The sequence below is a fragment of the Natrinema sp. H-ect4 genome (assembly GCF_041894845.1).
In the GTDB taxonomy this organism is placed as follows: Archaea; Halobacteriota; Halobacteria; order Halobacteriales; family Natrialbaceae; genus Natrinema.
Map to the genome: position 1 here is coordinate 14,514 of NZ_JBHDYC010000016.1, position 25,770 is coordinate 40,283.

The 25,770-nt window shown below is 55.5% G+C and carries 28 protein-coding genes and 1 pseudogene; 17 read left to right on the forward strand and 12 right to left on the reverse strand.

The genetic code is table 11. The annotated features are described in order from the left end of the window. Positions 1 to 65 precede the first annotated feature (65 nt). Together aglG and ACEWFR_RS18200 are read left to right on the forward strand one after the other, a co-directional pair. Positions 66 to 1,025: a glucosyl-dolichyl phosphate glucuronosyltransferase gene (aglG, locus tag ACEWFR_RS18195; RefSeq protein WP_374062391.1), complete on the forward strand. Its 960-nt coding sequence runs from the start codon at positions 66 to 68 to the stop codon at positions 1,023 to 1,025. 33 nt (positions 1,026 to 1,058) lie between these two features. Continuing rightward, complete coding sequence (locus ACEWFR_RS18200; protein ID WP_374062392.1) at positions 1,059 to 2,246, forward strand: glycosyltransferase; 1,188 nt, start codon at positions 1,059 to 1,061, stop codon at positions 2,244 to 2,246. A gap of 80 nt (positions 2,247 to 2,326) precedes the next feature. Here the strand turns inward: ACEWFR_RS18200 and ACEWFR_RS18205 are convergent, their stop codons facing one another. Next, the gene (locus ACEWFR_RS18205) at positions 2,327 to 3,457 is read right to left on the reverse strand and encodes a glycosyltransferase family 4 protein (RefSeq protein WP_374062393.1); all 1,131 of its coding nucleotides are present in this window, start codon (positions 3,455 to 3,457) and stop codon (positions 2,327 to 2,329) included. 456 nt (positions 3,458 to 3,913) lie between these two features. Here ACEWFR_RS18205 and ACEWFR_RS18210 point away from each other — a divergent pair, with 456 nt between their 5' ends. Then, positions 3,914 to 4,954 carry a glycosyltransferase family 4 protein gene (locus tag ACEWFR_RS18210; RefSeq protein ID WP_374062394.1) on the forward strand — a complete coding sequence of 347 codons (1,041 nt, stop codon included), beginning with the start codon at positions 3,914 to 3,916 and terminating at the stop codon, positions 4,952 to 4,954. A gap of 80 nt (positions 4,955 to 5,034) precedes the next feature. On the opposite strand, the gene ACEWFR_RS18215 is transcribed toward ACEWFR_RS18210, so the two are convergent. Then, positions 5,035 to 5,886, reverse strand: coding sequence for a glycosyltransferase domain-containing protein (locus tag ACEWFR_RS18215; RefSeq protein WP_374062395.1), 852 nt, complete (start codon positions 5,884 to 5,886; stop codon positions 5,035 to 5,037). Positions 5,887 to 6,103: 217 nt separating this feature from the next. Between ACEWFR_RS18215 and ACEWFR_RS18220 the strand changes: the two genes are divergently transcribed. Continuing rightward, positions 6,104 to 6,799 (forward strand): hypothetical protein, encoded by a 696-nt coding sequence (locus tag ACEWFR_RS18220; RefSeq protein WP_374062396.1) that lies wholly within the window; start codon positions 6,104 to 6,106, stop codon positions 6,797 to 6,799. A gap of 226 nt (positions 6,800 to 7,025) precedes the next feature. Here the strand turns inward: ACEWFR_RS18220 and ACEWFR_RS18225 are convergent. Beyond that, a pseudogene (locus tag ACEWFR_RS18225) lies at positions 7,026 to 7,452 on the reverse strand (IS5/IS1182 family transposase); the annotation flags it as partial. Between the two features lie 130 nt (positions 7,453 to 7,582). Here ACEWFR_RS18225 and ACEWFR_RS18230 point away from each other — a divergent pair. Continuing rightward, positions 7,583 to 8,344, forward strand: a complete 762-nt coding sequence (locus ACEWFR_RS18230; RefSeq protein WP_374062397.1) for a class I SAM-dependent methyltransferase — start codon at positions 7,583 to 7,585, stop codon at positions 8,342 to 8,344. Positions 8,345 to 8,553: 209 nt separating this feature from the next. Here ACEWFR_RS18230 and ACEWFR_RS18235 read toward each other — a convergent pair whose 3' ends face one another. Beyond that, entirely contained in the window at positions 8,554 to 10,347 is a 1,794-nt protein-coding gene (locus tag ACEWFR_RS18235) for an ABC transporter ATP-binding protein (protein WP_374062398.1), read from the reverse strand. A 178-nt stretch (positions 10,348 to 10,525) separates the two neighbouring features. On the opposite strand from ACEWFR_RS18235, the gene ACEWFR_RS18240 reads away from it, so the two are divergent. The 4 genes from ACEWFR_RS18240 to ACEWFR_RS18255 all read left to right on the forward strand — a co-directional run bounded on the left by ACEWFR_RS18240 (position 10,526) and on the right by ACEWFR_RS18255 (position 13,366). Then, positions 10,526 to 11,509, forward strand: a complete 984-nt coding sequence (locus ACEWFR_RS18240; RefSeq protein WP_374062399.1) for a GDP-mannose 4,6-dehydratase — start codon at positions 10,526 to 10,528, stop codon at positions 11,507 to 11,509. Between the two features lie 133 nt (positions 11,510 to 11,642). Beyond that, positions 11,643 to 12,107, forward strand: coding sequence for a dTDP-4-dehydrorhamnose 3,5-epimerase family protein (locus ACEWFR_RS18245; protein ID WP_374062400.1), 465 nt, complete (start codon positions 11,643 to 11,645; stop codon positions 12,105 to 12,107). A 3-nt stretch (positions 12,108 to 12,110) separates the two neighbouring features. Beyond that, complete coding sequence (locus ACEWFR_RS18250) at positions 12,111 to 13,184, forward strand: glucose-1-phosphate thymidylyltransferase (protein ID WP_374062402.1); 1,074 nt, start codon at positions 12,111 to 12,113, stop codon at positions 13,182 to 13,184. Positions 13,185 to 13,186: 2 nt separating this feature from the next. Continuing rightward, entirely contained in the window at positions 13,187 to 13,366 is a 180-nt protein-coding gene (locus ACEWFR_RS18255; protein WP_374062403.1) for a hypothetical protein, read from the forward strand. On the opposite strand, the gene rfbD is transcribed toward ACEWFR_RS18255, so the two are convergent. Continuing rightward, positions 13,363 to 14,250, reverse strand: coding sequence for a dTDP-4-dehydrorhamnose reductase (gene rfbD / locus ACEWFR_RS18260; protein WP_374062404.1), 888 nt, complete (start codon positions 14,248 to 14,250; stop codon positions 13,363 to 13,365). The two genes, ACEWFR_RS18255 and rfbD, sit on opposite strands and share 4 nt — an antisense overlap. Positions 14,251 to 14,303: 53 nt before the next feature. Here rfbD and rfbB point away from each other — a divergent pair, with 53 nt between their 5' ends. Together rfbB and aglF are read left to right on the forward strand one after the other, a co-directional pair. Then, positions 14,304 to 15,224, forward strand: coding sequence for a dTDP-glucose 4,6-dehydratase (gene rfbB, locus ACEWFR_RS18265; protein ID WP_374062405.1), 921 nt, complete (start codon positions 14,304 to 14,306; stop codon positions 15,222 to 15,224). A 96-nt stretch (positions 15,225 to 15,320) separates the two neighbouring features. Then, positions 15,321 to 16,055, forward strand: coding sequence for a UTP--glucose-1-phosphate uridylyltransferase AglF (aglF, locus tag ACEWFR_RS18270; RefSeq protein WP_374062406.1), 735 nt, complete (start codon positions 15,321 to 15,323; stop codon positions 16,053 to 16,055). 52 nt (positions 16,056 to 16,107) lie between these two features. Here the strand turns inward: aglF and ACEWFR_RS18275 are convergent, their stop codons facing one another. Together ACEWFR_RS18275 and ACEWFR_RS18280 are read right to left on the reverse strand one after the other, a co-directional pair. Further along, on the reverse strand, positions 16,108 to 16,635 hold the full coding sequence (locus tag ACEWFR_RS18275; protein ID WP_374062407.1) for a metal-dependent hydrolase: 528 nt from the start codon (positions 16,633 to 16,635) through the stop codon (positions 16,108 to 16,110). Further along, positions 16,619 to 17,182 carry a hypothetical protein gene (locus ACEWFR_RS18280; RefSeq protein ID WP_374062409.1) on the reverse strand — a complete coding sequence of 188 codons (564 nt, stop codon included), beginning with the start codon at positions 17,180 to 17,182 and terminating at the stop codon, positions 16,619 to 16,621. Before ACEWFR_RS18280 ends, ACEWFR_RS18275 begins: the two co-directional genes overlap by 17 nt. A 121-nt stretch (positions 17,183 to 17,303) precedes the next feature. On the opposite strand from ACEWFR_RS18280, the gene aglM reads away from it, so the two are divergent. Both aglM and aglJ read left to right on the forward strand, forming a co-directional pair. After that, entirely contained in the window at positions 17,304 to 18,593 is a 1,290-nt protein-coding gene (gene aglM / locus ACEWFR_RS18285) for a UDP-glucose 6-dehydrogenase AglM (RefSeq protein WP_374062410.1), read from the forward strand. Between the two features lie 93 nt (positions 18,594 to 18,686). Continuing rightward, on the forward strand, positions 18,687 to 19,694 hold the full coding sequence (aglJ, locus tag ACEWFR_RS18290; RefSeq protein WP_374062411.1) for an S-layer glycoprotein N-glycosyltransferase AglJ: 1,008 nt from the start codon (positions 18,687 to 18,689) through the stop codon (positions 19,692 to 19,694). A 446-nt stretch (positions 19,695 to 20,140) separates the two neighbouring features. Here aglJ and ACEWFR_RS18295 read toward each other — a convergent pair whose 3' ends face one another. Further along, positions 20,141 to 20,470 (reverse strand): hypothetical protein, encoded by a 330-nt coding sequence (locus tag ACEWFR_RS18295; RefSeq protein WP_374062412.1) that lies wholly within the window; start codon positions 20,468 to 20,470, stop codon positions 20,141 to 20,143. A gap of 278 nt (positions 20,471 to 20,748) precedes the next feature. On the opposite strand from ACEWFR_RS18295, the gene ACEWFR_RS18300 reads away from it, so the two are divergent. After that, positions 20,749 to 20,958 (forward strand): ribbon-helix-helix domain-containing protein, encoded by a 210-nt coding sequence (locus ACEWFR_RS18300; RefSeq protein WP_374062413.1) that lies wholly within the window; start codon positions 20,749 to 20,751, stop codon positions 20,956 to 20,958. A 418-nt stretch (positions 20,959 to 21,376) separates the two neighbouring features. On the opposite strand, the gene ACEWFR_RS18305 is transcribed toward ACEWFR_RS18300, so the two are convergent. After that, positions 21,377 to 21,799, reverse strand: a complete 423-nt coding sequence (locus ACEWFR_RS18305) for a hypothetical protein (RefSeq protein ID WP_374062414.1) — start codon at positions 21,797 to 21,799, stop codon at positions 21,377 to 21,379. An 84-nt stretch (positions 21,800 to 21,883) separates the two neighbouring features. Beyond that, positions 21,884 to 22,567, reverse strand: a complete 684-nt coding sequence (locus ACEWFR_RS18310; RefSeq protein WP_374062415.1) for a hypothetical protein — start codon at positions 22,565 to 22,567, stop codon at positions 21,884 to 21,886. A 146-nt stretch (positions 22,568 to 22,713) separates the two neighbouring features. On the opposite strand from ACEWFR_RS18310, the gene ACEWFR_RS18315 reads away from it, so the two are divergent. Further along, on the forward strand, positions 22,714 to 23,400 hold the full coding sequence (locus ACEWFR_RS18315) for a VOC family protein (protein ID WP_374062416.1): 687 nt from the start codon (positions 22,714 to 22,716) through the stop codon (positions 23,398 to 23,400). A 251-nt stretch (positions 23,401 to 23,651) separates the two neighbouring features. Here the strand turns inward: ACEWFR_RS18315 and ACEWFR_RS18320 are convergent, their stop codons facing one another. After that, positions 23,652 to 23,942: a DUF5779 family protein gene (locus ACEWFR_RS18320; protein WP_098726028.1), complete on the reverse strand. Its 291-nt coding sequence runs from the start codon at positions 23,940 to 23,942 to the stop codon at positions 23,652 to 23,654. A gap of 167 nt (positions 23,943 to 24,109) precedes the next feature. On the opposite strand from ACEWFR_RS18320, the gene ACEWFR_RS18325 reads away from it, so the two are divergent. Then, positions 24,110 to 24,412 (forward strand): ribbon-helix-helix protein, CopG family, encoded by a 303-nt coding sequence (locus ACEWFR_RS18325; protein ID WP_374062474.1) that lies wholly within the window; start codon positions 24,110 to 24,112, stop codon positions 24,410 to 24,412. A 22-nt stretch (positions 24,413 to 24,434) separates the two neighbouring features. Further along, entirely contained in the window at positions 24,435 to 24,923 is a 489-nt protein-coding gene (locus ACEWFR_RS18330) for a hypothetical protein (protein WP_374062417.1), read from the forward strand. A gap of 198 nt (positions 24,924 to 25,121) precedes the next feature. On the opposite strand, the gene ACEWFR_RS18335 is transcribed toward ACEWFR_RS18330, so the two are convergent. Next, positions 25,122 to 25,577: a ferritin-like domain-containing protein gene (locus ACEWFR_RS18335; protein WP_374062418.1), complete on the reverse strand. Its 456-nt coding sequence runs from the start codon at positions 25,575 to 25,577 to the stop codon at positions 25,122 to 25,124. Positions 25,578 to 25,770 lie beyond the last annotated feature (193 nt).

The window sequence follows — 25,770 nt, forward strand, 5'->3', positions numbered from 1 at the left end:
GGAATGTGTTACCAGCTCCGAGTGAACGAAAAAGCTTATTCAGGCGTCACCGAAAGCCGTTCGAAATGAAGGTCTCCGTTGTTATCTGTACCTATGCGATGGAACGCTACGACGTCTTTTCCGAGTGCGTCGACAGCGTTCTCGCACAGACGTACGAGCCACTCGAGGTCGTGATCGTGGTCGATGGGAACGATGCGGTTTTCGAGCGCGTACAAGATGACTACGGCGGGAGAGAGGACGTCGTCCTCCACTGTAACGACGAGAATCAGGGGATTTCGTACAGTCGGACGCGCGGGGCCGAAATCGCGACCGGGGAGGTCGTTGCGTTTATCGACGACGACGCCGTTGCTGAGCCGAATTGGGTTGAAGAGCTGGCTCGAGTGTACGAGGAAAGCGACGCGATCGCGGTCGGCGGCCACGCGAAACCGGATTGGGTGACCGAGAAGCCCGACTTCTTCCCCGAGGAATTCTACTGGCTCGTCGGCTGTGACGAGCGCGGGATGGGCGAGCACATGGAGGAGTTACGGAATACGTACGGTTCGAATATCTCGTTTCGGCGGGACGTGTTTCTCTCAGTGGGTGGCTACGACGAGAATACGGGTCGGCACGGCGATCGGCACATTCAGGCCCACGAAGCGCCAGTCTGTATCCGGATGGCCAATAAGTACGGAAAGGGTGTGATCTACAATACGGATGCGGTAGTGAACCACAAGCTGTTCGACTACCGCGGTGACTTTCGGTGGTTGGTGTTTCGGTCGTTTTGGCAGGGGTACTCGAAGCGGATTATGGATTTATTGCTGCCGGAGGCGAAAGGAGACAAGAACGAGTACTTGGGACAGCTCATGCTTGAGTTTGTTCCGAAACGGCTATCAGGTCTCATCCGGCGGCCGTCGGTTCCAAAAGTGAAACAGTTCCTGACGATTTTCGTATTTACCGCGGCAGTTGGCCTCGGATATCTGTATGGTCTAGTGGACGTCGATCAGTCGAAGTTGATGATCGATCGTGAGATTACAGCGGAGGCCTAACGGGGCACACCACATTATCGCGCTATCACTCGAATGAATATACTCTATTTCGTTAATCGATTTCCGAAGTTATCGGAGAGTTTCATAATCAATGAGATTCATGAGCTCGAGCAACGCGGTCATCGCATAGCCGTCTTTTCTCTTCGGCGGCCGGAAATCGACATGCAGCACGAAGAGGTTAACAACCTTGACGCAACCGCTGGGTATCTCCCGGAGCCATCAGTCCAGTCAACTCTACAAACGCCCGGTCGGTGGTGTCTCGATCGAGACGTTCTCCGACGTGCGGTGCATTCCGCACCACCAGTTGCACATGCCGGATCAGCGTATATCGCTGGTCACTGTGTTCGATTCGTCCGATCACTAAACTTCGATATCGATCACGTTCACGGCCACTTTCTCAACTGGCCGAAGCTCGCAATGGATTACGTCGCCTCCCATTTCGGGGTTCCGAGTACGACGACAGCACACGCCTACGGCCTCTACTCGGATCCAAACGAGCGACTGCTTCAGTTACTCACCAATCGGATGGATCGCATCGTGACGATCTCGGAGTACAACCGTCGGTATCTGCGCAACCAGATTAAGACAACGTCACCAGTCGATGTCGTCCACATGGGAATCGATCCTTCGAAGTTTCACTCATCTGGATCAGTGGTTTCGAACCGAATTCTGACGGTTGCACGGTTCGAAGAGAAGAAAGGCATCCCATACGGAATCGACGCAATCGGTCGAATTCAAGAAGAACTTCCAGACGTAGAGTATCACATCATCGGATCCGGCAGGCAAGAAGCGGAGATTCGTAATCGGATCGATAAACATGGACTCGAGGAGACCGTATCGATTCTGGGCCACGTGAGTGATGATCGGTTGATCAGGGAACTGGACGAGGCCGAGTTGTTTTTGCTACCGTGTATGATCGCTTCAGATGGAGATCGGGACGGCATTCCCGTTGCTCTGATGGAGGCGATGGCGATGGAAACGATTCCACTCTCGACGCGAGTATCCGGGATCCCCGAGTTGATCGATCACGGGGAGAACGGACTGCTTGTGGATCCAGGTGACGCAGACGGACTAGCTGATGTCTTACGTGAGTATTTCGCCGATGAGTATCCTATAGACCATTCGTCAACACGGAAGCAGATTATTCAGGAGTTTAACGTGAAAGAGTGTGTGGGAGAGTTACTCGAGGTATTCAGATCGTGCAAAACGGACCATAGATAGCCAAGGTTCCCAGAATTGCGGAGCTAGAAATCAAGTATGGCGTGATCCGTTTCCGCAGGGATTAAAGCGAATCGTGGTTTTTACGAGCGTCTCGCCCTGTCTACCTCTTCGAAGAGTGGTTCATAGAGGCTCAGTAGTCGATCGAACGAATAGTTCGCGATCATGTACTCTCGTCCGCCATCTCCGAGTGTCTCACGGAGCGAGTTATTTAACTCGAGACGGTCAACAGCATCGACAAGGGACCCCATTGATCCGGCATGTATTCCGACCGGTTCGTTCGTGAGGACGCCGTCGAGCGTATGGTGCAGCGAGACGACAGGCGTTGCATATCGCCATGCTTCGAGGAATACGTTGGGGAAGCCCTCATAATCAGAGGTATTTACGAGCGCGATTGCCGACCGAAAGTGATCGTGGATTTCGTCGGGATCGACAAAGCCCAGGAAATTCAGGTTCGGTATCTCAACGGCTTGGGATTCAATCTCGTCGTAGTGTTCCGGCATGTCGTTGTCCGGAGGACCGATCATGCGAAACTGGACGTCCGGGAGTTCGCGTGCGAGCTCGAGCAATCTGCCAGGACGTTTCTGGTCAGGATCCATCGAACCAACCCAGAGCACGTGGTCCCGTTCGGTGTGGGGTACGAGGTCCGACTCGTTGGGTACCTCGTACCCGTTCGGGATCCGCAGCGCGTCGATCCCGTGCTCGGATGCGAGTAGTTCCTGCTGGTGGTGAGTTTGCGCAATCACGCGATCGGCCGATCGCATCGCCCACGTAAACGGGTGCCGGAGGATGCCTCGCTGCTCGAGGAGTTCCGGATCAACGTTTGTATCGTTGGCCACGGCATAGACAAAGGCTGCACTCGAGAGGCGAGCATGAGCGGCAGTGACCATACAGAGGAAGTCATTCCCCCGGACGTAGTAGATGTCAGCGTCGATCTTGCGGAGAGCATGGAGGGTCTGTATTGCTTTGTGCGGTGCTCTGGTAATGCCCCGGATGTCCGGAATTACTCGCCAGACATCGATGCCGTCGATTTTGGCGTTTCGTTGGTCGGTGTGTGCCAACGTCGCTACCGAGACCTCGTATCCTCGTTCTCGTAGCGCAGTGGCGAGCATATACTGTTGGCGCTCCGCGCCGCCAGTGCCCGACTCGAGACCAGAACCGAAGTATGAGTGGAGAGTGTCTGAAACGAAGCAGACATTGGGTTTCCGAGTCATCACCTGGTTCCCTCGAACTGTTCCATCCTGATTCTTCCGGACAGTATCATTATATATCCGTCGGGTTGTTTCGGCCGAAACTGGGAGGGACATTGATGCTTTCGAGAAGAAAGATTTTTATACGCTCTATGGGAGTGGCAGGCACGAAGTCGTACATCGGCATTTAGTCCAGAAATAGGGATCAATACTCAGATGTCACGTTGAATCTGATTATCAAAGCCAAAACGATGATGAAACTTCCCTCGAGATAACGACCATGAATAAGATGCGGATCATTCGAGGTACATGTCAGAAGGACACACTTCGAAAATTAACTAAAGAAGTGAAAATACCAACTAATTCGTTCAGGCATTTAGACCAGTGGGCCGGAGACAGGAGTGAAAAAACGGAATTCATGAGCGGGCGGGAGACCTCTTGGCAGCGCATTACAAACGCTGGGGAAACTGTAAAACAAAAATGACCGATGTGTTGTATATTACCGTCGGAGATAGAACGTGGGCAAGCACGCGATACAGAGCGCTGTATTTAATTCCTGAATTACAAAAGAGAGGCATCAACTGTACAGTTCATCAGCGAATAAGTTGGAATATTCTCGGACCAGTCGGACGTAGATTCGGCTCTCTCAGAAATATTGTCAAAGCGAGAGGTTACGATATCGTAGTTCTGCAGAAGATCCTTCCTGGTTCGAAGGAGTTGGATGTATTATTGTCTTCTAACAGTAACGTCATTTACGATTTCGACGATGCCATTTATACAAATCCTCCTTGGGACTCTACGCGAGATGAGGAACGAAGACAAAGTGTGATTAGAGTATTAGAAAGAATCCCCTATGTTATCGCTGGAAATCCCGTTTTAGCCGACTATGCATCTAACTACTGCTCAAATGTATTCGTAGCACCAACTGCGATACCCGAAGAGCCGTATCTACAATATCGGAACAACGAAAACGATACTAAGAGCGTTGTAATCGGTTGGATCGGCAATGAAGAGAACATTTGGTACCTGAATCAGATCGAAGACGCGATTCGAGAGGTCCTTTCGAGTTACGAGTCCGCTGAACTCCACGTCATTACATCGAATGACCGTCCAACAACGCCGCTAGAAGAACGAATCGGTAATGACGTACAGTATATAGAGTGGAGTGAGGAATCAGAACTTGATGATCTGAGTCGGTTCGATATCGGTATCAGGCCGCTCATACATGACGAGTGGAGTCGAGCGAAAGGCGGTTTCACTTCGGTGGTCCAGTGTATGGCTATGGGGATGCCGGTCGTCGTTACCCCAGTCGGGATGTTAACGGACATAGTCACTCACGGGGAATGTGGATATCACGCTGATTCCCACGATGAATGGATATTGTATCTTTCAAAACTTATCGAAAGTCCGAACCAGATTTCCTCAATGGGTGACAAAGCACTAGAACGCGTCGAGAAGGAACGCTTCTGGACCCATCAGCGATCTGAGGATCTTGTGAAAATTTTCGACTCAATTCATTAATGACCTATTCATCAATAAATATTTTTATTTATTTAAACACAATTGTCCAGATATATCCAAAGCCTGTGTTGTTCTTGAATTTATCTTACGTCTAAATGCCTCGCGAGCTTTTTCCCAGATTTGATTGCAAGTGAGTGAGGTCCTTCATCCAGTAGGACATAACCGGTTCTTCCTAAGTAGAACAATCCGTTAGATATTCTGCTATCATCTCTAGTTCTTCTGATTTGGACCCAATACGGCCAGAATCTATTTCTCCAATCGTTTGGTTTGTGTGGAAAGATGCGGTATACATCGCTTTCTCGTGCAGGTTGAGAAACCATGTTAAATTCCACGTCCTCTTTCCAGAACGCATACATCAAACTCAGTTGGTCTCTGGGAGTTTCGGTCAGTATTTCGTTCCACCAAGTTTCCATTGTCGATTTCACATCCGGTTCGTTGTGTCGCCTGTAAATAACGTGATTTTCTGTCAGATGATTCGAGTCCGGAAAATTTTCATTCTGGTATTTCCTCATTTGTGCTTGTATTGCGTCTTCACTTGCTTTATTCTGGATGATACAAGCTTCTGCCTCTTCCTTGATCCCAGAACGGTTGGGATGTTTGTGTAGTGCAATGTTGAAATTCTGTAATCTCTCCCTGATAATTTCGCCAACTGGCTCCGATATAAGAATGTTCCCATCGATGTAAAGACTCAAATTCTGTTTGGGGAAATATTCGTGAGGATGGGTTTTCACGTATCGATTGGCAAGATGTGGATCGTACTCAAGTCCCACCTCTTTCACGTTCCAAATATCAGATGTTAGTGTCGGATCATCAGTAAGACAAACGTATTCAATATTATTTTCGACTACCTTCGGGTCAACTAATATATCATAATTGTTGAATATACCGGTGTAGACTACTATATCAGAGGTAGATGAATCCCCTAGAGTCATATTGGTGCGTTATATTCAACTGCTTAAAAAGGATAGTTATACTCGATTGTTTAAAAGTAGCACTCGAAATTCCGAAAGGGTCTTTACAAGACAGTGGATTTAGACCAAGGAAATGCAACGGTATTATGATCAACTTGAATAACAATATAAATATTGATGATTGACTTGTTCAGACGAGGATATAAAATACTTCGAACGGCGGGGGGTCGCTAGCTTCATGCTAGAAACATTTCAATTTTTCATTCATCAGATGAGGAGTGGTTACGGATTTTATCTAGCAGGGTTACCCGGATTTCCCGCTCCTGAGTACAATGGCGTCCAAATAAAACTATCTCATTTCCCTTGGCAGGACGTTGACAATCCTACGTATGAATCAGGCTTAATCAAAGGAATAAATGACAAGGTGTGTTCTGGGGATACGGTGGTGATCGTCGGCGGTGGAAAAGGGATCACGGCTGTGAAAGCGGCGAAGCGAGTTGGAGAACAAGGGAGAGTTATTGTATTCGAAGGATCTGAATCTCAGGTGAGAAAAACAAGACAAACAATTCAATTCAATGGAGTGAATGAGATCGTAGAAGTCCACCATCGAGTCGTAGGAGCGGCTGTTGGAGTATATGGTGATCAAGAGTCATTTGATCCATTGCCTCCTTCTGATCTCCCCGGATGTGATGTTCTCGAGTTAGATTGTGAAGGTGCTGAGATCGAAATACTAGAAAACCTCGAACAGCGTCCTCGTACGATACTGGTTGAGACACACGGAATGCACAATGCACCTCCCGATCGTATTCGGAGCCTGCTCGAAAATTTGTCCTATGAGGTCGTCTCTAAGGGCGTAGCTGATGACAGTAAGTCGGAATTCTGTATTAAAAATGGCATCATGGTTCTTACAGCTATCGGTCAGAACCCAGAGTGAAAAACCGTCTGAACAGGCCGCTTTATCGGATTATCCGCTTTGTAGTATCGCTAGTCCGCACTTGATTTGAGCGATTTCACTGAGCACGTCGAAACATAGAAACCGAGAGACTGCGGTGGATTCTACGGGATCTGACCGTTCAACAAATACGCTTGATCCAGGAGAAGACAGTTTCGATCATCCAGTGGCAATTGTACCAGAGACGGCTCATTCGAGCGTTATGAGCAAGGTCCAGCAATGAGTAGATGAGCGAGCGAATGCGGTAGTATGCTCGCTGGGCATAGTGGTGAGGGCTGGTCCCGGTCGAAGCCAGTCGAGTCGATTGCAGCGTGGTCAGTGCATTTCCCGGCGAAACAGCCGCGAAACGCACGGTAGGGCTCCATCGGAATGGTCTCGAAGCAATCGCGCAGGATCGGGAAGTGAGGAAGACGCGTTCAGCCGAGTACCTCAACGATTCCAGGCGTCTCGCTAAGGAGATCGATCATCTGGCGGTAGGACTTACCGAACTTGAGACGGATTGCTTGGAGCGCGAGCATCACCCATTCAGCGAACCCGCCACCTCCTTCGGGGTCGCTGGGTTCGTCTGGGTTCTCGATAACTGATTTAGCCTTAGCAACCGTAACACGAGTGAAGAGGTGGAATTCTGAAATTATACCAACCCGTCTCCTCGCTTTCTACGGAGATAACGAGATTGTCGCCTTTGCATCTAGCGATCCTACAGACCAATATATTTCTGACAGACAAAACAGTTAAGTGTTTAAAATGATATAACCGGTTAAGGTCATGAGTACTTCTACGACAGGCGGCAAAAACATCCATCCATCACTGTATTATCTCAAAGACAAAATATCGAAAAACGATTTGGTACTGGATCTCGGATGTAAAAATGGTAAGTATATGGATAAATTATCTACTAAGACAGTAAGTGTGGACATTTCATTTACTGAAACGTCAGGCGAAACTGAATATGTCTATGGCGATGGGTTTAATTTACCATTTAATTCCAATAGCTTCGATTTTGTTTTTTGTAGCCAAACTTTAGAACATGTGCCAGATACTGGCACAATAGTTGCTGAGGCAAGTCGTGTTCTGAAGAGGAATGGGAAATGTATTTTTACTTTCCCAAATCGCTTAGCGCCAACTAAACCTCATCCATTACCTAGATGGTACTCATATTTACCGGTACCAATAGGAACTAGGATTGCACCCTATCTACTGGATGATGAAACCGTTGAATTTTACCGCACATCAGAGTTCATGATGACAACAATCACTGCGCAAAAGCACTTAAACCGGATATTTAGTGACGTAGAATATCTAACATTCCAAACATCAGATTATGATCCCTCGCCTCATACCCTAACCAAACTGGCAAAAAGGGTGGACGAAAACATCCCTATCGTCCGATCTCTGCTAAGGTTGTTTTGGCCAGATGTACAGTACTTGTGTAAAGATCCGAATATAGCAGAAGAGTCTAGACCGGATGCAAGAAACAATCTTTTGGTCAAAAAGCAAAAAGATCTGAGGGACAACGCCCCTGGATAGAAAAATGCTGAATTTCGGACACCAGAAGCGGACAGAAGCGAACTAAATAACTGATTCAGACCGACAGATCGGTCAATGGGCATAGAATCTACAAAATGTAGATTGCAAAATTGTGGCGAAAGTTTTATTGTATTATTATTGACAGTTCTGGCGAGGTGTTAATAATGACAAATATATTAGGGAAATGGATTAAGGTAGATATTTGGGTATTAGCTCCGAGACTGGATCGCGTATAACTCTGCATATTCTCCCTCATCAGCTAAAAGTTCCCGATGGGACCCTCGTTCGATAATCTTTCCATCATCTATCGTATAGATCTGGTCAGCGTTCTTCACCGTTGATAATCGGTGAGCGATCGCGATGATTCCGTAATTGCGGTCCATCGACTCGATCGCATCCTGAACTTCTCTCTCGAGGCTCGAGTCTAGATCGCTGGTTGCCTCATCGAGTACGAGGAAGTCAGCGTCTTTCAACAATGCTCGCGCCAAAGCAACTCGCTGACGTTGTCCACCTGATAGCCGGACGCCGTCGTCCCCGAGTTTGGACTTGTACCCGCTAGGGAGTTCGTCGAGGAACTCGTTGACCTTGGCTATCTCGGAAACTCTCTCGACATCTTCTCGAGTCGCGTCCCGCTTGGCGACTGAAATGTTATTCTCAAGAGTGTCGTTGAAAATAAATGGCTTCTGTTGGACCACTGCGATTCGCTCGCGCCACTGGTGAAGGTTGTACTCCTCGAGTGGCACGCCGTCGGCCTGGATCTCTCCCTGATCTGGATCGTACATCCGAGTCAGCAGCGAGACGATAGTCGATTTCCCAGCCCCAGACTGACCGACGAATGCGACGAATTCACCTTTCTCGACCGCGAAAGAGATATCCTCAAGGACATTTTCGTCGTCATCGTACGAGAAGGCGACGCCTTCGAATTCGACACGCTGAACTGTTGAGATCGGGCGCTCTCCACCGTCTTCTTGTTGCATCTCGAGTTCGTCTAAAAACGTCTGGGTTCGGACGAGATGAGAGATTTGACCTTCGACTTGATACAGTCGGCTATTCAGCTTACTGACTTCCGGGGCAAGTTGGAACATCGCGATCAGAAAGATCCCGAGTTCGCCGAGAGAAAGCCCGGAAAAGACGAATCCGATGTAAATGAGTACGAAGATTGTCATCGCAGCCGAAAGGCGATAGAAGTTCTCGATCGCCGCTTCGTTTCGCGATAGGTCTATCGATGAAGTCGTATACTGTTCGACCGAATTGAGGAACGTTGTAAACACTTCCTCGCCAAGTCCGAACAGCTTAACGTCCCGAATTCCCTGAGTGCCGGCCTGAACGGACCTCTGAACTTGTTCGTTCGCCTCGGCAACTCGGGAGCCGACGGTGACGGCCGGCTCGACGACGACCCGCAGTAAAACGGTGATACCGCCGAGGACCGTAAGTGCGAGTGCCGTCATCGTTGGAGTGATGTACAACATTACGACGAAGTACATGGCGATCAGAAAGAGCGTCTCCATCAACTCGACTCCTTTCCGAATCACCTGCCCTGAGTACCTCGTTTCAGTAATAATGGCGTTCAGTACGTCATCAGAACCCTCCTCGTCGAAGTAACCGATCTCCGCATGTAGGGCGCGTTTGAACGCACGAGTCCGAAGCGTTTCCTCGTACTGATAACTCAGAAGGGCCTTCAGCCAGGCGGCGAGAAATGACATCGCGTACCGAAACGTCATCACGATAGCGACACCCACGATCAAATTTCCTAACGTAAAGGGGATATCAAAGAACTCGTAGAACGAGATGAAGGCGTTCATGACTCGGCCCTCCCCGGTGACTGGTCCTTCCGTCTGGGCAACCTCGATAATCGGGTAAATAAAACCGAGTCCGACACCTTGGAAGAAGGCAACGAATCCACCTAGTATAATGAGTCCGAACGTGAAAACTGGCCGGTATTTCGCGACCCGGGTCAGTGCGTCGATTTTTTCGCGCCAGCTGAGGTCTTCGGAGTTCGTCATTCGGAGTTGTCTTCGGTTTCCATTCTCAAGTCATAAACTTGCTGTTTCGGCAGGTCCAGCAATGACTATATGCACTAGAGTTGTCTGCTCGCTAAAAACGTCGTACGTTTGATTACAGTGTCCAGGTAATAGAGACTGGTCCGAAACTAACTAACGACCCCCTCCCGTTCGGACGGGTATGAACGTCCTCGTAACCGGTGGTGCGGGATTCATCGGTTCTCATATCTCCGAGGGGCTCCTCAATGCGGGCCACGACATAGTTGTTCTCGATGTCCTCGATCCGTACTACGATATAGGAATCAAGGAACAAAATATTGAACACTGCCGCGAAACCGCTCCTGATCGGTACGAGTTCGTCGAGGGCTCAATCACTGATGAGGAACTGGTTCGCGAACTCGTCTCGAGCCGCGATATCCAGTTCATCTATCACCAAGCCGCGCAGGCGGGGGTCCGAACGAGCGTCGAGAATCCGAAGAAACCGCATGAGATCAATACGACCGGCCTCTTGAATCTCCTACTCGCTGCCGATGACCACGGTATTGAACGGTTCGTTAATGCATCTTCGTCGTCCGTCTACGGCGAAGTCGAGTACCTCCCGTACGACGAGGAGCACCAGAATGTACCGCAGAGCCCCTACGGCGTAACCAAGCTCACGGCCGAACACTACTGTCGAGTCTGGAATGAAGTCTACGACGTGCCGACCGTTAGCCTTCGCTACTTCACGGTCTACGGTCCCCGGATGCGGCCGAATATGGCGATTACAAACTTTACATCCCGGTGTCTGAATGGAAATCCGCCGGTCATCTATGGGGATGGACAGCAGACGCGTGACTTCACCTACATTGATGATATCGTTGAAGCGAATCTCGAATTACTCGAGACCGACGCAGCGGACGGCGAGGTGATGAATATCGGATCGACTGGTACTATCACGATTCAAGAATTGGCGGAGTACATCATCGACGAGACTGGAGCCAACGTGACAATTGAATACACGGCGGCCAAGGAGGCCGATGCCCGCCACACTCACGCTGACGTTTCTAAGGCGAGCGAATTAATCGGTTACGAGCCTTCAACGAGCATCCGTGACGGTGTCTCCTGCTTCGTTGACTGGTATCGTGCGAATCGACAATGGTATGAGCCATTAGTACTCAACTCGTAACAATATTTAGCTGAGCGAGGACGGTTGATGACCGACAGCAGACATCCATAGTACGGTTACCGCGCGGGGACTGAAATATCGCTCCAGAACGACGTTCAACAGACTTATAGCTGTCCAGAAACTCCCCCAAGTCATGATTGACGGGGTAGAGGCACGGGATCTCCGTGTGAACGCCGACGAACGGGGACATCTCGTCGAGGTGTTTCGAGCGGATTGGGAACTCTTCGATTCCGAGCCAGAGATGTCGTACTACTCGATGACTTATCCCGGTATCGTTCGTGCCTGGCACCGGCATAATGAAGGACAGATCGACCACTTCATTTGCCCGAAGGGACGGATCAAGGTCGGCATCTACGACGATCGCGAGGACTCCCCAACACAGGGTGAACTGGACACGTTCGTCATCGGCGAGCACAACCAGAAGGCCATCCGCATTCCGGGTGACTGCTGGCACGGGTTCAAGGCGATCGGCGATGAGCCGGCGTTCCTGCTCAACTTCCCGTCGAAGCTCTACGACTACGACGAACCCGACGAGGAACGAATCCCCTACGACACGGACAAAATACCTTTAGACTGGGACGAAGAACCGAGCGGATAACCAATGAAAGGTGTTCTTCTATCGGGCGGGACGGGCTCGAGACTCCGTCCAATCACCCACACCGGTCCGAAGCAGCTCGTCCCGGTCGCGAACAAACCGGTCCTCGAGTACGCGATCGAGGACCTCAAGGAAGCTGGCGTCACCGAAATCGGCGTCATTCTCGGCCACAAGGGCCGCAAGGAGATTCAGGAACTGCTCGGTGATGGCAGCGACTACGGCGTTGAAATCACGTATATCGTCCAAGGAAACCCATTAGGACTTGCCCATGCGGCGGGCTGTGCTCGAGACTTTGTTGGTGATGACGACTTCGTAATGTACCTCGGCGACAATATTCTCAAACAGGGAATCGCAGAACTCGTCGAGAGCTTCGAGCGAGGCGACTACGGGGCAGGGATCGCGCTTCAGGAAGTCGATACCCCGGAACAGTTCGGGATCGCTGATGTCGACGATGAGGGAGCTGTCACGCGACTTATCGAGAAACCCAACGATCCACCAACCAATCTCGCACTTATTGGAATCTACGTCTTCTCGAACGAGGTGTTCGACGTCATCGAGCGTCTCGAGCCATCCTGGCGCGGCGAACTCGAGATTACGGACGCAATCCAGACCCTGCTCGAGGACGGTCATTCGATCGACTCTCATGTGGTCCGCGGCTGGTGGAAGGACACAGGCAAGCCCGAGGATATTCTTGAGGCAAACCGACTGGTACTCGAAGACAATCACCTTGAATGTGCTGGCTATGTCGCACCCGATGCGACAGTCGACGGCCGAGTCGATCTGCACGAAACAGCGAGGATCGAAGATGGCGCGGTCATTCGCGGCCCCGTTTCAATCGCCGAAAACACGGTAATCGAGTCCGGGACGTACGTCGGCCCGTATACGTCAATCGGGCCGAACTCGACACTTGAGGGCGTCCATATCGAGAACAGTGTCATCATTGGTGAGTCGTTGATCGAGACGAGCGGTAAGATCGTGGATAGCCTCCTCGGACGTGGCGCAAATATCGGTCGTGCAGACGACGAACTCCCGGAAGGACGTCGACTCGTCGTCGGTGAAAATTCACAGCTCAAACTCTAACCATGCGCATCATCACACACACCTGCACGGAGTGTAGAACGGTCGTCTCAGCGAATGAATTAGAGGCCAACCGTGTCATGAAATGTCCGGGGCTCGAGTGCGAGAACGTGCTCCGGTTTGCAGACCTCCCGGCAGACGACCGCGAATTCTTCCTCGAACATGCAGAACAGTACGGACTTTAGAAGTGGTCCTCAATCGCCCGTAAATCGTCCTCAAGCGTCGGTTGGGGACGTTCCAGTTCGTCTTCGACGGCAGTCACGTCGAGACACGTGTATGCAGGTCGATCCGCCGCTCTAGTCATATCAGATTGGTCGCTCTCGCGAATTAGCGTTTTGTTTGCATCTTGTATGCGGGAGACCTCGTGCCCGAATTCGTGCGGCGTCACGCATGATCGACTCGCAATATGATACACGCTCTCCGCACCTGACTCAAGGAGGTCAAGGATCGTCGCAGCCGCCTGACCTGCCCGAGTCGGTGTGAGGTGCTGATCGACGAACAGCGGAACCTCGTCGCCCGCTTGTAGTGTATCGCGAACCCAGGATGGAAAGCCAACGAGGTCGTTCGTATCTCCACGAACCCCGTAGACGAACGACAACCGAGTAACCAAGTTCTCACCATCGACAGCTCGGACGGCTTCTTCACCGGCGAGCTTCGATTCACCGTATACCTGAATCGGCGCTGTCGATTCCATTTCGTCGTACGGTGCCGTCGCTTCGCCGTTGAAGACATAATCCGTCGAGATGTGAACGAACTGAATGTCACGTGTCGCACAGCTACGAGCGAGTTCTCCAGGGGCAGTTCCATTGACGTCGAACGCCCTTTCTCGGTCAGACTCACAGCCATCAACGTCCGTCATTGCAGCGCAATTCACCACGGTGTTGGGCAGATATTTGTCCAGTAGTGTCTGGAATTCCGCCGTGTGACGGATATCGTGCTGTTCGAGTGGGATTTCGAATGACGGAGCGGTTGAATGATACGTCCCAACTACGTCGATCGATTGCTCAAGGCACTGGCCTACGAGCGCACTCCCGAGTAATCCACTTGCACCGAGAACGAGCACCGTCATATACGACCTGCCTTCCCGAAACTGTAAATACGTGCTGGGATGCAGGTGATCATATGCGAATACTCGTTACTGGCGGCGCGGGATTCATCGGCTCTAACTACGTCCGCTATCTGCTCGAGAACCGAGAGGACGAAGTCGTCACACTTGACGCGCTGACCTACGCTGGTTCACTCGACAATCTTGAGGGGGTTCTCGAGCAGCCGAACCACGAATTTGTCGAAGGGAATATCTGTGATCGCGAACTCGTCCACGATCTCGTCGCGGACGCGGATGCAGTCGTCAACTTCGCCGCTGAATCGCACGTCGATCGCTCCATCAAGGGCGCAGGCCCGTTCGTCACGACGAACGTCGAGGGAACCCAAATTCTCCTTGACGCCGCGGTCGATGCAGATATAGATCGATTTCTCCAGATCTCGACGGACGAAGTATATGGACAGATCCTCGATGGTACATTCAGAGAAGACGATAAATTGAACCCGCGAAATCCGTACGCGGCGACGAAAGCCAGTGCCGATTTGCTCGCCAAAAGTTACGGGATGACGCACGATCTACCTGTCCTCATCACCCGCACCTGTAACAACTTCGGCCCACGACAGCATCCAGAGAAACTCATTCCAAAATTCATCCGGAAGGCCGCTGCGGGTGACGGTCTCCCCGTGTACGGTGACGGATCAAACGTCCGTGAGTGGATCTACGTCGAGGATAACTGCCGCGCGCTCGATCTCGTCCTCCGTGACGGCGACCCCGGAGAGGTGTACAACATCGGCTCTGGTGAAGAGCGAACAAATCTCGAGGTGACCGAGGCGATTCTCGACGCTGTTGGCGGATCGAAAGACCAAATTACATTCGTCGAGGACCGGGCAGGTCACGACCAGCGGTATGCACTCGAGACGGACAAAATCAAACGTCTTGAATGGAAGCCGTCTTGGTCCTTCGAAGAAGGGTTAGAACGAACCGTTAAGTACTATCTCTAATTACGTCTATATTCACAATTCTCATGAAATGATCTCTGATATGATGTTTGCCTCCAGCCCAAAGACATATAGTAATCAAGTATTATCGATGGGAATATGCAAGCAGTCGTGTTGGCCGCTGGCAAAGGAACTCGCCTCCGGCCCCTCACCGACGACAAACCCAAGGTCCTCGTCGAAGTCGACGGCAACCCCCTCCTCGAGGACGTCATGGACAACCTCATCGAAATCGGTGCGACCGAGTTCGTCCTCGTCGTCGGCTACATGAAGGAGAAGATAATAGAACGCTACGGGGACGAATACAAGAATATCCCCATCACCTACGCCCACCAGCGCGAGCAGCTCGGCCTCGCCCACGCCATCCTGCAGGCGGAACCCCACATCGACGACGACTTCATGCTCATGCTCGGGGACAACGTCTTCCGATCGAATCTCGGCGACGTGATCAACCGCCAGCAGGAAGAGCGCGCCGATGCCGCCTTCCTCGTCGAGGAAGTCCCCTACGAGGAGGCCTCGAGATACGGCGTCCTCGACACGAACGAGTACGGCGAGATCGTGGAAGTGATGGAGAAACCCGACGATCCGCCATCCAATCTCGTCATGACGGGGTTCTACACCTTTACGCCGGAGATCTTCCACGCGTGCCACCTCGTCCAGCCCTCCGATCGCGGCGAGTACGAACTGCCGGACGCGATTGACCTACTTATCCAGTCCGGCCGGACGATCGACGCGATTCGGATGGGCGGCTGGCGGATCGACGTGGGGTATCCCGAAGACAGGGATCGAGCCGAGGAGCGACTGACCGATGCCGAGGTCGCGGCACCGGCCGAATAACGACAGCACTCGTTAGAGCCGCGATTGAGATCCTCTCTCCACCTCACCACTTTCACTCGAGCGATGCCGAATCCTCATATCCCCCCACGCCGACCCGTCGCTCGAGCGCCCAGACGAGTACCGCACACAGCCCGGCGACGAGCGCCGGCCAGCGGTCGGTGCTCAGGTAGAGCCCGCCTGCCGGCAGTCGGTACTCGGTCAGCGGCCAGAACGCGGCGTAGGAGTATCCCGTCGAGGTCATGAGGCCCAGATCGAGGACGTGGTGTGACGCCGCACCGATCGCGACGAGTACGACGACGTCCCGGCGGTACTCCGGTGCGAACAGGAGCGAGCCGAAGAGCGTCACGACGATCGTTCCGCCGAGAAGGTGGAGCGGCGCCCACGAGAAGGGGATGTCGAGCAGGTAGCTAACGAGTTCGTCCGGGAACACGAGGTCGATCTTCGTGAAGTCCGGAGAGAGCGCGCCGATCATCACGAGCGTCACGTGCGCTCGCCGCAGCCGCGCGTACCGAATCGACAGGAGCGTCCCGATGACGTAGCCGACGAGAACGTGCGTGAGGACGTCAGTCACTCCGATCACCGCCGCTCGCGCCGCCTCGAGTCCCGGGAATCACGTCCCGAAGGGAGATCGGCTCGTCCCGGGGGACGACCGCGAACCGACCGAAATCGAAGCGCCAGTCGCGGGCGAATCGGCCGAACGCCCAGAGCCCGCCGAAAAACGAGACGAGGAGCATGTACGTCGTCCCGGCCGTATCGCCGATCGTCGTTCGGTCGACGACAAGGGTCGACTCGTCCTCGAGGGTTCCGAACGCGCTCACGCGGTCACCCTGTTCGAGGGGCGCATCCGAGTTCTGGAGTCCGTCGTCCGCGTTGACGAGGGTGAACCTGCCGTAGCCGCTGGCGCGCGTCGCGATGATGACGGGGTCCGTGTCGACGACGCGACCGCCGAGGACGACCTGCTCGCCTACGTAGGCCTCGCGGTTCGGGGTGACGTCGACTTCGTCCGGATAGCCGCCGCTCATCAGATCGGAGGGGACCGCGCCCGCCCACAGGACGAGCCCGGCCAGAACGGCGAGGAGGACGATGCCCGCCGCGAGACGGCCGCGGTGGCCGAAGGGTTCCTGCATGTCTCTCTAGGGAGTCTCGAACGACAAGAATAGCTTTCGTGTTGGTGACGGTCGCCGATCGGGACAAGTCGGTGTGCTCGAACCCAAAAACGTCTAACGTCCACCCCGCATCCCGTCCCCTATGAACGTCTCCATCGTCGGCAGCGGCTACGTCGGCACCACAATCGCCGCCTGTCTCGCCGACCTCGGTTACGACGTCACGAACGTTGAGATCGACGATGAAATCGTCGCGACGATAAACGCCGGGGAGGCACCGATCCACGAGTCGGGTCTCGAGCAACGAATCGCCGACCACGCGGGCACAAACCTCCGCGCGACGACGGACTACGATGCAGTCCGCGACACGGACGTTACGTTTCTCTGTCTGCCCACGCCCCAGTCCGAGAGTGGCAGTCTCGACCTCGCGATCATGCGAGCCGGTGCGGAGTCGCTCGGCCGCGCGCTGGCCGACAAAGACAGCGAGCACCTCGTGGTCGTCAAGAGCACGGTCCTGCCCGGCACGACCGAAGACGTCGTCGGGCCGATCCTCGAGGCCGAATCCGGAACGGAGATTGGCGACGGCCTCGAGCTCGCGATGAACCCCGAGTTCCTCCGGATGGGGACCGCGGTCGAGGACTTCCTCGAGCCGGACAAGGTCGTTCTCGGGACTGCGAGCGAGGGGGCTGCCGCGACCCTCCGAGAACTGTACGCGCCCATTCTTGCGCGCGAGGAGACGGACCTCGTCGAGACGGACATCCGCGAGGCCGAACTCATCAAGTACGCGAACAACGCCTTTCTCGCGTCGAAGGTCTCGCTGGTCAACGAACTCGGGAACATCGCCAGGGAGTACGACGCGGACGCATACGAGGTGCTCGAGGCGGTCGGGCTCGACGACCGGGTTTCGGAGCGATTCATGCGCTCGGGACTCGGCTGGGGCGGCTCCTGTTTCCCCAAGGACGTCAACGCGCTGCGCGCCGGCGCTCGCGAGCAGGGCTACGATCCCGAACTGCTCGATGCGACCGTCGCGGTCAACGACGAACAGCCGCGGCGGCTCGTGGCCCTGCTCGAGGAGCACGTCGCCCTCGAGGGGGCCCGAATCGCGGTCCTCGGACTCTCGTTCAAGCCCGGGACTGACGACGTGCGCAAGTCCCGCGCGCTGGACGTGATCGAGCAGCTCCGGGATCGCGGCGCGGAAATCGTCGCCTACGATCCGGTCGCGATCGAAAACGTTCGACCCGACTTTCCCGAGATCGAGTACGCGGAGTCGGCCGAAAGCGCGCTCGAGGGGGCCGACGGCGCAGTCGTTGCGACCGACTGGCCGGAGTTCGATGACCTGTCGTTCGAGGGAATGGCACGCTCCGTCGTGGTCGACGGTCGGCGGATCGAGATCGACGAGGAGTCCCTCGAGGTCTACGAAGGTCTGACCTGGTGACGAGGCGGTGGCCGCGTCGAAGCCAGTCCGACGTAAAAGCCCGACACTACTCAATCAGTAGCCTTTTGCGGGTACGCGGGCGAATACTGTCCGATGGAAGATGACGCAGTACGTGCGGGCTCGAGCATCCTCTCGGACGGCGCAGGGGAGGTCGCCGCGACCGAGGACGCCCGCGAGATCTCGCCCGACGACGTCTGCGTTCTCATCCCGACGCTCGACGAGGCGACCACGATTGCCGACGTGATCGAGGGCTTCTACGAGCAGGGGTACACGAACGTCGTCATCGTCGACGGCAACTCGACCGACGGCACTCGCGAGATCGCTCGCGAGCACGGCGCCGAAGTGCTGGTCCAGTCCGGTGACGGAAAGGGCCAGGCCGTCCGCGAGGCCCTCGAGTACGTCACTGTCCCGTACGTACTGATGGCCGACGGCGACGGCACCTACGATCCGGCCGACGCCGACAAGATGGTCGAACCGCTCTCGCGAGGGTACGAGCACGTGATCGGCAACCGCTTCGCCGAGATGGACGACGACGCGATGCGCGCGTTGAACGGCTTCGGCAATCGGATGATCAACCGCGCGTTCGGGTTCGTCCACGGAGCCAACTACGAGGACATCCTCTCAGGCTACCGAGCGTTCACCGTCGAGTCGTTCGAACGGCTCTCGCTTGACTCCGACGGGTTCACGATCGAGACCGAACTCGCCGTCGAATGCGTCAAACACGGCGTCGAGACGACGGTCGTCCCGGTCAGTTACCGCGCTCGGCCCGACGAGTCCGAAACCAATCTCCACCCGGTCACAGACGGCGGAACGATCCTGCTCACGCTGTACTCGCTGGCCAAGACCAACAACCCCCTGTTTTACTTCGGCAGTCTCGGGGTCGCCGGGATCTTCTCGGGCAGTCTCATCGCGGTCTATGTCCTCTGGGAGTGGATCCAGTACACCCAGAGCCACGAAGTCATGGCTCTCGCCTCGGCGGCCGCCATCCTACTGGGCGTCCAGCTCCTCATGTTCGGCGTCCTCTCGGACATGCTCGTGACCCTCCACCGCGAGCAGCGGCGGCGACTCGAGCGGATCGCTCGAGAGTCGAACAACGAGTGACGGCGGGTGTCGTGAACTGCCGAAAGAGGGCTGCGGTCTACCCAAAACGTTCAGATAATCCACATCTATCAGCCGGTCAACCAGCGTGCTGTGGCGCGCGCTGTACCGTGATGAGCGAAAAGCGAATCACGGTACGAAGCTGTGCGGGGTCGTCACGAGTGTAGCGAGTGACGACAGGAGCGAGCGTTAGCGCGGAACCGGGGGTTCCGCGAACCATACGAATAGTGCGAGACCGGCGGTCTCGCAGACCATGCGAACGGGCCGCAGGCTCGTAAGCAGACGGCGGCGGAGCCGCCGTGAGTAGAAATCGGCTGGGGAGGGCGTGGCGATTCCGTGTTGCCACGATAGCAGGACGCTCATCATCTTCGTTTCCATTTTGTAAATATGGCTCTTTCACTGACACCGCTATTGTTCGCTGTCAGCGATATTTCATCGACAGTGAAAATTCAGAAGGGCAATAGCGAGCGGAACTGGGCGACGACCCCGTTCGAGTTGTTTCGGCGGTACTCCTCGAAGGGTTGATGGAGCGCGTTCAACAGCTCCTGGCGCGAGTCGAACTGCTCAGTCGGGACTTCGGCGAGCATCTCGCTCAGCGGCACGTCGTTCCCGTGAACGTCGTAGGGTACGTTCTCGTGGCCGATCTCGGCTCTGACGTCGTCCTTCGTGGCCGGAAAGGAGAGATCGGAATCGCTGAGATGAGCGTCGACGGCCGCAATGCCGAACTCGATACTGTCGGTTTCCTCGTCGTCTCCGCTCGATGGTGGCCGGACTCCCATACCTGTACCTCCCGCTACGGAGCCGGATATAAAAATGCCTGTGGAGACGGTAGCGGAGTGTCACCGAACAGTGACTGTTCGTCGAACGCTGTCGACGCTGCCAACTGCCCACTGTCAACTGCCTACTGTCAACCGCCCTCCGCTACCAGCAATTTCGGCCGACAGCAACCGCAGCCAACGGCAACCCGGCCGACAGCCGCGTGAGCCATCGACCACCGGGTCGGTGGCGACCATCGACCTGTCGACACGCATTTGGGGCCCGCGACAGAGTATGGCGTATGACCGACTACACCACGGTGTCGATTCCGAAGGATCTCGCGGACCGCGTCGATGAAACCATCGAGGGAACGAGCTTCCAGAGCACGAGTGACCTCGTCCGATTCCTGCTGCGCAGCATCGTCATCCAGCACCAGCGGGAGGGTGAACTCACCGAAGCCGAGTTCGAAGAGATCACCGAACAGCTCCGCGGGCTGGGCTATCTCGAGTGAGCCGGCCTGAACCGATCTGAGCTGCCCAGTACTACCCGAGACACCCCTGCCCGTCCGCCTCGAGCGACCCGGGGCCGCGGCCGACTCCGCATCGAACGCTCCTGTGGGACCGCAGATGGCCCCGGTAGAGGGTCCGGAACACCGTTTTTTGCCTCGAGCGCATCGCTATGCACGAGGGAAAGGCATGCCTCACATCCCGGACTTTCCATCCAACGACAGTGACGACGATGGACGCGACCGGAACCCCGATCGCATCATCGACCGGATCATCGGAGACGGAGAGCTGCCGCTAGGGGGCTGACCTAACTTCAGCTATTTTTGAGATTGCCAGATCCCAGTAACGAGTGAGCATCACTGCTTGACGGATAGCAGCCGCGCTACGCAGTCGACGTGTCCGGTCGCCGTCGGACGGTATCGATCAATCGGTCAACGACTGCCCCGGCGGCGAGGCGTCGATGATCTCGAGGGTCCGCCGGTTGCCGCTCCGGTCGAACGCGGCGAACGACCGATCGTCGGGTCCCCACGGCGGGACGGCGACGAAGATGACTTCTGCCAGGTGGTCCCGGCGCGTCACCTCGAGCTCGCCGACGGGGTGGGAGACGAACCGACCCTGGGCCTGGCGCGCGGGCGTCGAGAGATCGACGCCGAAGACGGCGTTGACGGAGTTGTCGGGATCGGGGAGAAAGAAGTCGGTGAAAACGGGTGTTTCGGGCGGGATCGCGTCCGCGCCCTCGAGTTCGCTCGCCGGCGTGACCGAAACGCCGGTCGTCACGTCGTTAGGGTCGGCGTCGCTCGCCAGGTCCAGAAGGACGTCGACGAGTGCGCGAGTTACGTAGACCACAGGGTCCCTTTGGGTGGCCGGGAGTTTAGCTGTATGCCTCTCCAGGGAGCCGTGCTGTCTCGTCCCGATCGGTTCCCGGACGCGTTAAACGGGAAGCAGCTCCCAGGCTGTGGTAGCGTACAGCCGTGGCGCGCCTTTTCTGGAGTTGGCGAGCGCGGTCTCGAGGACGCGCGCGGCGTCCGCCATCACGCCAGTGCCGTGGCCGACGAGCACGCGCTCGGGTGCAACGCCGCGGAGGGCCGTCCGCGGTGGGTTCAGCCGCAACATCGGATGGACGCCGAGTTCCTCGTCGCCGGCCTGGAAGTACGCCACCGACCCGACCGCTTCGGGGACGACAAGCGTCCCGTCGGCCGGGTTGTAGAGGGCGACTTCCTGCCAGAAGCGGTTGTCGACGATCGTGATGGCGCGGATCCCGGTATCGGAGAGTTCGTCGTCGAAGCGGGCGACCGCGGCGTCGATGTCTTCGGTGACGCCGTCGAAGAATTCGGGCAGGTAGACGGGGACATCGTGGCGGTCCGCGACCGCGGCCGCGTCGCGTTTGTGCCGGTCGAGCGTGACGACGACACCGGTCACGTCACCGAACTCGGCGAACAGGTCGTCGATCCCTGCGGCGTCGACCGGGTCGATCACCCAGACCTCGCCGTCGACCGCGAGGGCGTGGCTGGCACGTTGCATCCGTTCGTCGGGGTAGGCGATCCAGCCGACGCCGTTCTCGAAGCGGTCGATCTCGCGGAACTCGGTCTCGCGTTCGTCGACGCGGGAAGTCATACTGCCATCCTTTGGGCCGTCGCTCCATAAACCTCGGCGACCACTGTACCGACCGGTCAGTCGCCGGAGCGCGGCCGACCGGACTCGAGCCACCCGCCGGGGCAACCGGCGACGCTTCTATGCACGCGCTTCGCGTACGTCCGCGTATGCTAACCGGGTTGGACTGGCTTGCCCTCGAGGCCAAGTACCTCGAGGTCGCGGGGACGTTCTACGAGGAGACCTTGGGATTAACGTGTCGCGAGCGCGGGGCGGACGAACTCGTCTTCGCGGCGGGCAACACCGATCTCGTGCTCCGCCGACCGGCGGCGCTCCCGCGGGGCGGGCTCCACACGCACTTTGCGTTCTCGATCCCCGCGGCCGAGTACGACGACTGGTGGGACCGCCTCGACGACAACTACGACCTCGAGGAGGCGCGCTTTGGCCCCTCCCGATCGCTCTACCTGTACGATCCCGATGGCAACTGCGTCGAACTCGGTCAACAGGACGTCGCGGGGCCGGGAATCGACGGCATCTTCGAGGTCGTCCTCGAGGTCGCGGATCTCGAGCGCGCACAGGCCTTCTACGAGGATCTCGGATTCGAAACGGTCGACGAGGGCGACGACCGAAAGCGCGTCCGACTCCACGGGCCGATGGCTCTCGAGCTCTGGGAACCCCACCTCGGAATCGCCGACGCCCGCGGCGGCGTCCACGTCGACCTCGGATTCGAAACCGACGAGCCGGCCGCTGCGCTCGAGGCGGTGCGCGATCGGATCGGTTCGCTCGAGCGGGAGGCAGATGAAGAGGTCGTCATCCGCGATCCGGACGGCCACTTCCTAACGTTTACCGTGGCGTGAGGGCGTCTGCACTTCGAAACGGGGAACAACCATGCGGTGGCGCGCGCTGTGTCGCGGCGAGCGAAAGCGAGACGCGACTCACACTGTGCGAGGGATGAGCGAACGAACGGAGTGAGTGAGCGAATCGGCTGGGGAGGGTGTGGCCCCTCCGTGTTGCCAGTGTCAGTAGAACGCGCTCTTCATTCATCGAGGCACGATCGAGACGGCATCGAAATTCGACCACTTTGCTTTGCCGGTCGTTCGCGAGACGACTACAGTCGCTCCGTACTCACGTCCACGCCAGGCGGTGTCACGAGCAGAAACCCCCGGAAGTGGACGAGATTCCCGCCCGACTCCTTGATATCTCGCGCGAATCCCGCGGCCAGTTCGTTGACGTCGCCGTCGACGTTGAGCACGAGCACGTTTCCCTTCGAAATCGCCTCGAGCCACTCGTCGTCCGGCGTCTCTCCATCGAGGAAGCCGAGGATGATACTGCCCTCGAGCTCGAGTTCGTCGTCGATGTGCTCCTCGACGGTCCGAAGGTCGAGGTCGAAATCGCTCATACAGGGTGGCTCGAACCGGGACGAGAAAAACGTTCTCCCACGAAATTCTTCTCAGCGATGCGGATACTTCTACTATGAAGAGTGCAATTCAGAAAGGAGAAGAGTGGGCCGAGTGGATAGATACTTCAATATGTGGGTACAATGTATGTACAAGAGGGAGTTTGCAAATGGGAAATACACGAGTCAACTTTCGGCTTCCGGAAAACTTGATTCAGAAAACCGACGTCGCAGCCGAAATCACGCATAAAAATCGGACGGAGATCCTCAAAGAGGCCCTCCAAGAATACCTAGAAGACGTAGAGGACAACGAAAAATTCAAAGAAGCAGTCATCGAACTCTACTTGGACGATCAAATCTCCTTCGAGGTGCTCAAAGAATTCATCGGTAGGCAGGACGCTGAAGCAGTAAAGACTTCGAAAACCCTTCTCGACCAAGGCGAAGAAGTAGCCCAAGAACTTGCCGATCTCTGAAAATCGCAGGTCTCAATTTTGAATGATTGTCGCCGATACAAGCGCCTTGATCACAGTAGCCAGCATTGACCTCCTCGACACCCTGGTATCCGATTTCGATATTCACACCACAGAAACAGTGCTCGAAGAGCTCAAGGCGACCAGCGAGTATGAAGATCGGCATGCAAAAGCCGCTCAAACAGTCTTGGCTCAAACTCACCGAATAAACATCCACAACACCGAAAACACTGACTTACAGTCCTCTCGAATAGACGAAGGAGAGGCCACCACCATTGAACTCACAAATCAATTAGAGTCCGATTTCTTGATTACCGACGATCTCCGAGCGCTCCCAGAACTACAACCAGTAGTAGAAGCGAGGGTCGCTATCTCCCCGATCATCCTAAAAGCATTTGTCAAAAGAGACGTGCTCGACGAAAAAGAGGCGTTAGAAAAACTCGAAGAGGCCGCAAAAAACCGGGACTGGCTCGAATCACCGATATACAGAAGAGCCAGAAACCTATTCAAATAACCGCCTGTGCTTTGGGCCGTGCGCAGGTTGTGGCGGTTCTCTTGGAAGCTATATCACATGTAGTCCGGCTTGCGCAGGGGCAGTTACAGGGATCGGCGCAGTAGCTTGTACTGCTTGTCGGTCACTGTTTACCAAGATATTGGATTTTTATTAGTGAATGAATATATCGGTTATTTAATTCCAACAACCGTCTGTCTGTCAGTCCATCGGGAACTCCTTCTGGAAGCCGCGGAACTCGGTCCGGTGGGCCTCCTCGTCCGCGAGAATCGTCACCGCCACGTCCTCCGTGACCGGATCGTTCGCGTCGGTTGCGGCCTCGATCAGCGACCGGTAGGTCTCGATGGCGGACTCCTCGGCCTCGAGGACGCCCTCGATGACTGACTGGACGTCAGTGGTATCTTCGGGCGGCTGCAGGCTGTGCTGGTTGGCCTCGAACGACTCCGAGCCGGGCGGGGATTCGTCTAGCTGTTTCAGGCGTTCGCCGAGCATTTTCGCGTGGCCGAGCTCCTCTTGAATGTCCTCCTCGAGGCTCGCCTTGACCTCCTCGGCGTGGATGCCATCGAGCACGATCGCGTTGGTCTGGTAGTTCATCACGGTCTCGAATTCGTCGATATACGCCCCGGTCAGCAAGTCGGTGATCTCGTCGGTCGTCATGCGCGCCGTCCTACCACGACCGGACATAAAACGCTCACACGCGCGACTGCTTCCGGAGGGGTTCCGTTCCGCCGATTCGAGTCCCTACTTGGCGTGGGGTGCGATGAGTCCACGGAGCGTAGCAACGCCACCTGATTGTCGGTCCGATCCCCACCGCCCATCGCCAATGGTGGATGAATGTCTACTATCTACG